The organism is Nonomuraea lactucae (genome assembly GCF_003313395.1).
GTDB lineage: Bacteria > Actinomycetota > Actinomycetes > Streptosporangiales > Streptosporangiaceae > Nonomuraea > Nonomuraea lactucae.
This window is the reverse complement of record NZ_QNFZ01000938.1, coordinates 1-9,043: the sequence shown is the minus strand read 5'-3', so window position 1 is coordinate 9,043 and position 9,043 is coordinate 1. Positions and strand designations below refer to the sequence as shown.

Sequence of the window (9,043 nt, the reverse complement as noted above, 5' to 3'; positions counted from 1 at the left end):
CCCGGGGGCCTCTGGGAGGCACCCGGGCGCGCGCGGCGAACTCAGACCGTGAAGGACTACCGGTTGTACTGGCCGAAGTCGTACTCCTCCAGCGGGACGGCCTCGCCGCTGCCCGTGCCGAAGGTGTAGTCGGCCGCGGAGCCGTCGTAGCCGCCCACCGTGTACATGGCGGCCTTGGCCTCCTCGGTGGGCTCGACCCGGATGTTGCGGTACTGGGGCATGCCCGTGCCGGCCGGGATGAGCTTACCGATGATGACGTTCTCCTTCAGGCCCAGGAGCGAGTCGGACTTGGCGTGGATCGCCGCGTCCGTCAGGACCCTGGTCGTCTCCTGGAAGGAGGCTGCCGACAGCCACGACTCGGTGGCGAGCGACGCCTTGGTGATGCCCATGAGCACCGGGCGGCCCGCGGCCGGCCCGCCGCCCTCCGCCACCGTCTCGCGGTTCATCTGCTCGAAGCGCGGACGCTCGACGAGCTCGCCGGGCAGCAGGTCGGTGTCACCGGACTCCAGCACGTTCACGCGCTTGAGCATCTGCCGCACGATGATCTCGATGTGCTTGTCGTGGATCGACACACCCTGCGAGCGGTAGACCTGCTGGACCTCCGCCACCAGGTGCAGCTGCACGGCGCGCGGGCCGAGGATGCGCAGCACCTCGTTGGGGTTGACGGCACCGGCGACCAGCTGCTGGCCGACGCCGACGTGCTGGCCCTCGGAGACGAGCAGGCGCGAGCGCATCGAGACCGGGTAGGAGATCTCCTCCGAACCGTCGTCCGGAATGATGATGATCTTCCTGGCCTTGTCGGTCTCGTCGATGCGGACGCGGCCCTCCGCCTCGGAGATCGGGGCGACACCCTTGGGGATGCGCGCCTCGAAGAGCTCCTGGACTCGGGGCAGACCGTGGGTGATGTCGGCACCGGCCACACCACCGGTGTGGAAGGTACGCATCGTCAGCTGCGTGCCGGGCTCGCCGATCGACTGGGCGGCGATGATGCCGACCGCCTCGCCGACGTCCACGAGCTTGCCGGTGGCCAGCGAGCGGCCGTAGCAGGTCGCGCAGACACCGATCTTGGCCTCGCAGACGAGCGCGCTGCGGGTGCGTACGGTCTCGACACCGGCCGCGACCAGCGCGGCGACGTGGTTGTCGTTGATGTCGACACCCTGCGCCGCGATGATCTTGCCGTCGACCTCGACGTCCTCGGCCAGGATGCGGCCGTGCACGTTGGACTCGGCGTTCTCCGCCTTGACCAGGTCGCCGGACGCGTCACGCTCGCCGACGTGCAGCGGGACCGCGCGGTCGGTGCCGCAGTCGATCTCGCGCACGATGACGTCCTGCGCCACGTCCACCAGACGACGGGTCAGGTAGCCCGAGTCGGCGGTGCGCAGGGCGGTGTCGGCCAGACCCTTCCGCTGTCCGTGGGTGGAGATGAAGTACTCGAGCACCGACAGGCCCTCGCGGAACGAGGCCTTGATCGGCCGCGGGATCGTCTCACCCTTGGTGTTGGACACCAGGCCGCGGATGCCGGCGATCTGGCGCACCTGCATCTTGTTGCCTCGGGCACCGGAGTTGACCATCATCCAGACCGGGTTGGTCGCCGGGAAGGCGTTGACCATGTCGGTCTCGACGTCGGCCGTGGCGTGGGTCCAGATCTCGATGAGCTCCTGACGGCGCTCCTCGTCGGTGATCAGACCGCGCTCGTACTCGCGCTGCACCTTGTCGGCGCGGCGCTCGTAGTTCTCCATGATGTCGGACTTGTTGGGCGGCGCGACGACGTCGTCGATGGCGATCGTGACACCGGAACGGGTCGCCCAGCGGAAGCCGGCGTCCTTGAGCGCGTCGAGCGAGTTGGCGACCTCGACCTTGGGGTAGGTCTCGGCCAGCTCGTTCACGATCGTGGACAGCTGCTTCTTGCCGACCTGGAAGTTGACGAACGGGTAGCTCTCCGGCAGCGTCTGGTTGAACAGGCACCGGCCGAACGTCGTCTCCAGGCGGATCGGGTCGCCCTGCTCCCAGCCCTCCGGCGCGACCCAGTCGCGCGGCGGCAGGATGTCCTTGAGCCGGATGTGGATCTTCGCCTGGATCTCCAGCTCGCGGCGGTCGAAGGCCATCTGGGCCTCGGCGATCGAGCCGAAGACCCGGCCCTCGCCCAGCGCGCCGTCCTTCTGGGTGGTCAGCCAGTAGAGGCCGATGACCATGTCCTGGGTGGGCATCGTCACGGGCTTGCCGTCGGCCGGCTTGAGGATGTTGTTGGTCGAGAGCATCAGGATGCGTGCCTCGGCCTGGGCCTCAGCCGACAGCGGCAGGTGCACGGCCATCTGGTCGCCGTCGAAGTCCGCGTTGAAGGCGGTGCAGACGAGCGGGTGGATCTGGATGGCCTTGCCCTCGACCAGCTGCGGCTCGAACGCCTGGATGCCCAGGCGGTGGAGCGTCGGGGCGCGGTTGAGCAGCACGGGGTGCTCGGTGATGACCTCTTCGAGCACGTCCCACACCACGGGGCGGGCGCGCTCGACCATCCGCTTGGCCGACTTGATGTTCTGCGCGTGGTTGAGGTCCACGAGCCTCTTCATCACGAACGGCTTGAACAGCTCCAGCGCCATCTGCTTGGGCAGGCCGCACTGGTGCAGCTTGAGCTGCGGGCCGACCACGATGACCGAACGGCCGGAGTAGTCGACTCGCTTGCCCAGCAGGTTCTGCCGGAACCGGCCCTGCTTGCCCTTCAGCATGTCGCTGAGGGACTTGAGCGGGCGGTTGCCGGGACCGGTGACCGGGCGGCCGCGGCGGCCGTTGTCGAACAGCGCGTCGACGGCCTCCTGGAGCATCCGCTTCTCGTTGTTCACGATGATCTCGGGCGCGCCGAGGTCGAGCAGACGCTTGAGCCGGTTGTTGCGGTTGATCACCCGGCGGTAGAGGTCGTTGAGGTCGGACGTGGCGAACCGGCCACCGTCGAGCTGCACCATCGGGCGCAGGTCCGGCGGGATGACCGGGATGCAGTCGAGCACCATGCCGCGCGGCGAGTTGGTGGTGTTGAGGAACGCCGAGACGACCTTGAGCCGCTTGAGGGCGCGGGCCTTCTTCTGGCCCTTGCCGCTGCGGATGGTCTCGCGGAGGTTCTCGGCCTCGGCCTCCAGGTCGAAGCTGATCAGCCGGTCCTGGATCGCCTGCGCGCCCATGCCGCCCTTGAAGTAGCGGCCGAAGCGGTCGCGCATCTCGCGGTAGAGCAGCTCGTCGCCCTCGAGGTCCTGGACCTTGAGGTTCTTGAAGCGGCTCCAGACCTCGTCGAGCCGGTCGAGCTCGCGCTGGGCCCGGTCACGGAGCTGGCGCATCTCGCGCTCGGCGCCCTCGCGGACCTTGCGGCGCTGGTCGCCCTTGGCGCCCGCGGCCTCCAGCTCGGCCAGGTCGGCCTCGAGCTTCTTCTGGCGGGTCTCGATGTCGGCGTCACGGCGCTGCTCGATGTGCTGCCGCTCGACGGAGATCTTCGCCTCCAGCGAGGGCAGGTCACGCTCGCGCATCTCGGTGTCGACATGCGTGATCATGTAGGCCGCGAAGTAGATGACCTTCTCCAGGTCCTTCGGGGCCAGGTCGAGCAGGTAGCCGAGGCGCGACGGCACGCCCTTGAAGTACCAGATGTGCGTGACCGGCGCGGCCAGCTCGATGTGGCCCATCCGCTCACGGCGCACCTTGGCACGGGTCACCTCGACGCCGCAGCGCTCACAGATGATGCCCTTGAAGCGGACGCGCTTGTACTTGCCGCAGTAGCACTCCCAGTCGCGGGTCGGACCGAAGATCTTCTCGCAGAAGAGCCCGTCCTTCTCCGGCTTGAGGGTCCGGTAGTTGATGGTCTCCGGCTTCTTCACCTCGCCGTGCGACCACTGACGGATGTCGTCGGCCGTCGCGAGGCCGATCCTGAGCTCGTCGAAGAAGTTGACGTCAAGCATTGTTCGCGATCTCCCCCTCAGACTTCTTCCACGCTGCTCGGCTCACGCCGGGACAGATCGATACCGAGCTCCTCCGCCGCGCGGAAGACGTCCTCGTCTGTGTCTCGCATCTCGATGGACATGCCGTCGCTCGACAGGACCTCGACGTTGAGGCAGAGCGACTGCATCTCCTTGATGAGGACCTTGAAGGACTCGGGGATGCCGGGCTCGGGGATGTTCTCACCCTTGACGATGGCCTCGTAGACCTTCACGCGGCCGAGGACGTCGTCGGACTTGATCGTAAGGAGCTCCTGGAGCGCGTAGGCGGCGCCGTACGCCTCCAGCGCCCACACCTCCATCTCACCGAAGCGCTGGCCGCCGAACTGGGCCTTACCGCCGAGCGGCTGCTGGGTGATCATGGAGTACGGGCCGGTCGAACGGGCGTGAATCTTGTCGTCGACCAGGTGGAGCAGTTTGAGGATGTAGATGTAGCCGACCGAGATCGGGTAGGGGAACGGCTCGCCGGAGCGGCCGTCGAACAGCCGCGCCTTGCCGCTCTGCTCGACCATCCGGTCACCGTCGCGGTTGGGGATGGTGTTGTCGAGGAGACCGACGATCTCCTCCTCGTGCGCGCCGTCGAAGACCGGGGTCGCCATGTTGGTGCGCGGGTCGACCTTCTCGAAGCCCTTCTCGCGCAGCCGCTCGGCCCAGGCCTCCTCGATGCCCGAGATGTCCCAGCCTCTGGCGGCGATCCACCCGAGGTGGGTCTCGAGCACCTGGCCGACGTTCATCCGGCCGGGCACGCCCAGCGGGTTGAGGATGATGTCGACCGGGGTGCCGTCCTCCAGGAACGGCATGTCCTCGACCGGCAGGATCTTGGAGATGACGCCCTTGTTGCCGTGACGGCCGGCGAGCTTGTCACCGTCGGTGATCTTACGCTTCTGGGCCACGTACACGCGGACCAGCTCGTTGACACCCGGCGGGAGCTCGTCGCCCTCCTCGCGGCTGAACACGCGGACGCCGATGACCTTGCCCTGCTCCCCGTGCGGCACCTTGAGCGAGGTGTCGCGGACCTCACGGGCCTTCTCGCCGAAGATCGCGCGCAGCAGCCGCTCCTCGGGGGTCAGCTCGGTCTCGCCCTTGGGCGTGACCTTGCCGACGAGGATGTCGCCGGGGACGACCTCGGCGCCGATGCGGATGATGCCACGCTCGTCGAGGTCGGCGAGGACCTCCTCGGAGACGTTGGGGATGTCGCGGGTGATCTCCTCCGGGCCCAGCTTGGTGTCGCGGGCGTCGACCTCGTGCTCCTCGATGTGGATCGAGGAGAGGACGTCGTCCTGCACCAGCCGCTGGGAGAGGATGATCGCGTCTTCGTAGTTGTGGCCCTCCCACGGCATGAACGCCACCAGGAGGTTCTTGCCCAGGGCCATCTCACCGTCGTCGGTGCAGGGACCGTCGGCGATGACCTGGTTGACCTCGACCCGGTCGCCCTCGGCGACGATGGGCTTCTGGTTGAACGAGGTGCCCTGGTTGGAACGCTTGAACTTGGCGACACGGTAGGTGGTGCGGGTGCCGTCGTCGTTCATGACCGTGACGTAGTCGGCGGAGACCTCCTCGACCACGCCGGCCTTCTCGGCGCAGATGACGTCGCCCGCGTCGGTCGCGGCACGGTATTCCATGCCGGTGCCGACCAGCGGCGCCTCGCTCTTGAGCAGCGGCACCGACTGGCGCTGCATGTTGGAGCCCATGAGCGCGCGGTTGGCGTCGTCGTGCTCCAGGAAGGGGATCATCGCGGTGGCGACCGACACCATCTGGCGCGGCGACACGTCGATGTAGTCGACCTCCTCGGCACGGGCCAGCTCGGTCTCGCCGCCCTTGGTGCGGACCAGGACGCGGGCCTCGGCGAACGAGCCGTCGGGGTTGAGCGCCGTGTTGGCCTGCGCCTTGACGAAGCGGTCCTCCTCGTCGGCGGTGAGGTAGTCGATCTGGTCGGCGACCTTGCCGTCGACGACCTTGCGGTAGGGCGTCTCGACGAAGCCGAAGGCGTTGATCCGGCCGTAGGAGGCCAGCGAGCCGATCAGGCCGATGTTGGGGCCTTCAGGGGTCTCGATCGGGCACATCCGGCCGTAGTGGGACGGGTGCACGTCGCGGACCTCGAAGCCCGCCCGCTCACGGGACAGACCACCGGGGCCGAGCGCGGACAGACGCCGCTTGTGCGTCAGGCCGGCCAGCGGGTTGGTCTGGTCCATGAACTGCGACAGCTGCGAGGTGCCGAAGAACTCCTTGATCGACGCCACGACCGGGCGGATGTTGATCAAGGTCTGCGGCGTGATGGCCTCGACGTCCTGCGTGGTCATGCGCTCGCGGACGACGCGCTCCATGCGGGCCAGGCCCAGGCGGACCTGGTTCTGGATCAGCTCGCCGACGCTGCGCAGGCGGCGGTTGCCGAAGTGGTCGATGTCGTCGATCTCGACGATCACCTGGTCGATCGGCGCCTCCGCGTGGGCGGGCATCGACTCCTCGCCGGCGTGCAGCCTGACGATGTATTCGATCGTGGCGACGATGTCGTCCTCGGTCAGCGTGCCCTGCGTGATCTCGCTGGCGACCCCGAGCTTCTTGTTGATCTTGTAGCGACCCACCTTGGCGAGGTCGTAGCGCTTGGGGTTGAAGTAGAGGTTCTCGAGCAGGGTCTGCGCCGACTCCTTGGTCGGCGGCTCGCCCGGCCGCAGCTTGCGGTAGATGTCGAGCAGGGCGTCGTCCTGGCCGGCCGTGTGGTCCTTCTCCAGGGTGGCCCGCATCGACTCGTACTGGCCGAAGCGCTCGAGGATCTGCTCGTTGGTCCATCCCAGTGCCTTGAGAAGCACGGTGACGGCCTGCTTGCGCTTGCGGTCGATGCGTACGCCGACGCTGTCCCGCTTGTCGATCTCGAACTCGAGCCAGGCACCCCGGGAGGGGATGACCTTGCAGCCGTAGAGGTCCTTGTCGGACGTCTTGTCGACGTTGCGCTCGAAGTAGACACCGGGCGAGCGGACCAGCTGGGAGACCACGACACGCTCGGTGCCGTTGATGATGAACGTGCCCTTCGGGGTCATGAGCGGGAAGTCGCCCATGAACACCGTCTGGCTCTTGATCTCACCTGTGGTGTTATTGATGAACTCCGCCGTCACGAACATCGGGGCGGAGAAGGTCATGTCCTTGTCTTTGCACTCGTCTACTGAGTACTTGGGCGGTTCGAACCGGTGGTCGCGGAACGACAAGGACATGGTCCCCGAGAAGTCCTCGATGGGACTGATCTCCTCGAAGATCTCTTCGAGGCCCGACTGGGTCGGGACGTCCTTGCGCCCGGCCTGGCGAGCCGCCTCGACCCGGGCCTTCCACTTCTCGTTGCCGAGCAGCCAGTCGAAGGACTCGGTCTGCAGGGCGAGAAGGTCAGGAACTTCGAGGGGCTCCTGGATACGCGCGAAAGAGACGCGACGGGGACCGGCGGGTACGGCGGAGGCGTTGCGCGAGGCTGCCAACAGATGTCCTTCCGAGGGCTCGCGGCGGACTGACTACGCGCACGCCAGACAACCTCGCAACGTGAGCAAGCGGAGCGGGTCGTCAAAGGGCAGCGCAAAGGGGCAGTGTAGCCGAACGGCACACGCCTGTCCACTTCGCCTTCGCTGCATGCTCCACGTTGGTCGCAGCATCGCCCGTTCGAGCGGAAACGTCAAGCCCACAAGCCGGACTTTCCGCCGACTAGAGGCCCGGACGCTGGGTTTTCTCCCCTGTGTGATCGGGCGCTCACCGCCAGGCCCAAAGACGATACCCGCGAACGAGGGCGGCTAACGCTCCGTCACACCGAAGACCCAACCCATGCCGACAACCGACGTGGTCGTGACTGAGGTACCCACCTCTTCGGCTTCGCTAAACCTATTTTTTGGTAACAATTGAAGGAAGCGCCGCGCCCGGCCTGTCAGGCCGTCCCGATCAGCGTCGACAGGTCCGCGACGAGCCACCCGGAGTCGTGCCGTACCATCACCAGTCTCGCCCGGTTCCTGGTGATCTGCCGCTGAGGCTCAGCCTTGCCGGGAACCTCCTTGACCGTACCGGTGTTCACGAAGAGCAGAACCTCGACCCTGTCGGGTTCGGCCCGCTCCACCGCCGCCGCCGCCACGGTCGCCGTCTGCACGGTCTTCTGCGCCTTCGCCTTGGCCACCAGGGTCTGGACGAGCTGCCGGTAATGGCCGGTCAGGGCTCCGGTGGTGTGCGCCGCGGCCCGCGCGAGGTCCCGCTCCACCGTGCGGTGGTCGTACGACAGCAGGTCCGGCGCGATCCGCCGCGCGGCCACCACGGCCTCAGCCCCCGCCACGTCGGCGTCGCGCAGGGTCCGCAGGTCCGACCACATCACCCCGACCACCCCGCCGAGACCGAGGACGGCGAGGGCGAGCAGCGCGATCACGGCGGTTCTCACGCCACCTGCACCGCCTTCGACACCAGCCACACCTTCCCCACCTTGGCCAGGTCCATCGACCACCGGTAGAACCGGTCCTGCGGGGGCGACTTCGAGCCCTCCCACCGGATGTCCACATCGGCCACCACCAGGACCTTCGCCGTGCCGCCCGACATGGAGACCAACCCTGCCGCGCGAAGCACGCCGTTCTGCACCACCTTGTTGGCGATCGTGGTCTTCCTGAGCCTGTCGAGGCCGGCCTCGTACTCCTTGCGCGCCGCTCCGGTGGAGGTGGCCAGGATGCGCTGGGCGTCGGCGTCGACGGTCTGGTGGTGGAGCGAGAGCAGGCTCACCGCGTGGGCGCCCGCGGCGTCGATCGCGGCCCGGCGATCGTCCGCCCGGGCCTGCTCGTCACGCTCCCGCACGCCGATCCACAGGGCCGCGGCGGCCAGCAGCACGAGGAGCGCCGAGAGAGTGAGGATCGTGACGCGGACCGGCCGAGGAGAGACACCCGCCACGTCCGCTCACCTCTTCCCCGCCGTTGCCGGATCATAACCCGGCGCCCGCGGCCCCGGCCCGGGATTCGCCGCATATCGCACAGCAGGGCGTCCGGCCCGGCTGAGGGACCGCGGGGCGCGTGGCGGGCCGGCCTGAGGACCGCGGGCGCGGGGCGGGCCAGCTGAGGACCGCGGGGCGCGGG

The 9,043-nt window shown here is 67.9% G+C and carries 4 protein-coding genes; all 4 read right to left on the bottom strand.

The annotated features are described in order from the left end of the window. Nucleotides 1-56 precede the first annotated feature (56 nt). Complete coding sequence (locus tag DQW85_RS32645) at nt 57-3,932, bottom strand: DNA-directed RNA polymerase subunit beta' (RefSeq protein WP_113703631.1); 3,876 nt, start codon at nt 3,930-3,932, stop codon at nt 57-59. 17 nt (nt 3,933-3,949) lie between these two features. Further along, nucleotides 3,950-7,429, bottom strand: a complete 3,480-nt coding sequence (rpoB, locus tag DQW85_RS32640; RefSeq protein WP_113703630.1) for a DNA-directed RNA polymerase subunit beta — start codon at nt 7,427-7,429, stop codon at nt 3,950-3,952. 437 nt (nt 7,430-7,866) lie between these two features. After that, nucleotides 7,867-8,364, bottom strand: a complete 498-nt coding sequence (locus DQW85_RS32635; protein WP_240197570.1) for a hypothetical protein — start codon at nt 8,362-8,364, stop codon at nt 7,867-7,869. Next, entirely contained in the window at nt 8,361-8,861 is a 501-nt protein-coding gene (locus tag DQW85_RS32630; RefSeq protein WP_113703629.1) for a hypothetical protein, read from the bottom strand. The genes DQW85_RS32635 and DQW85_RS32630 overlap by 4 nt, the downstream gene beginning before the upstream one ends. Between the last annotated feature and the right edge of the window lie 182 nt (nt 8,862-9,043).

Excerpts from the sequence above, each read along its gene's own strand:
- DQW85_RS32645 (WP_113703631.1), bottom strand. The coding sequence starts at position 3,932 with ATGCTTGACGTCAACTTCTTCGACGAGCTCAGGATCGGCCTCGCGACG.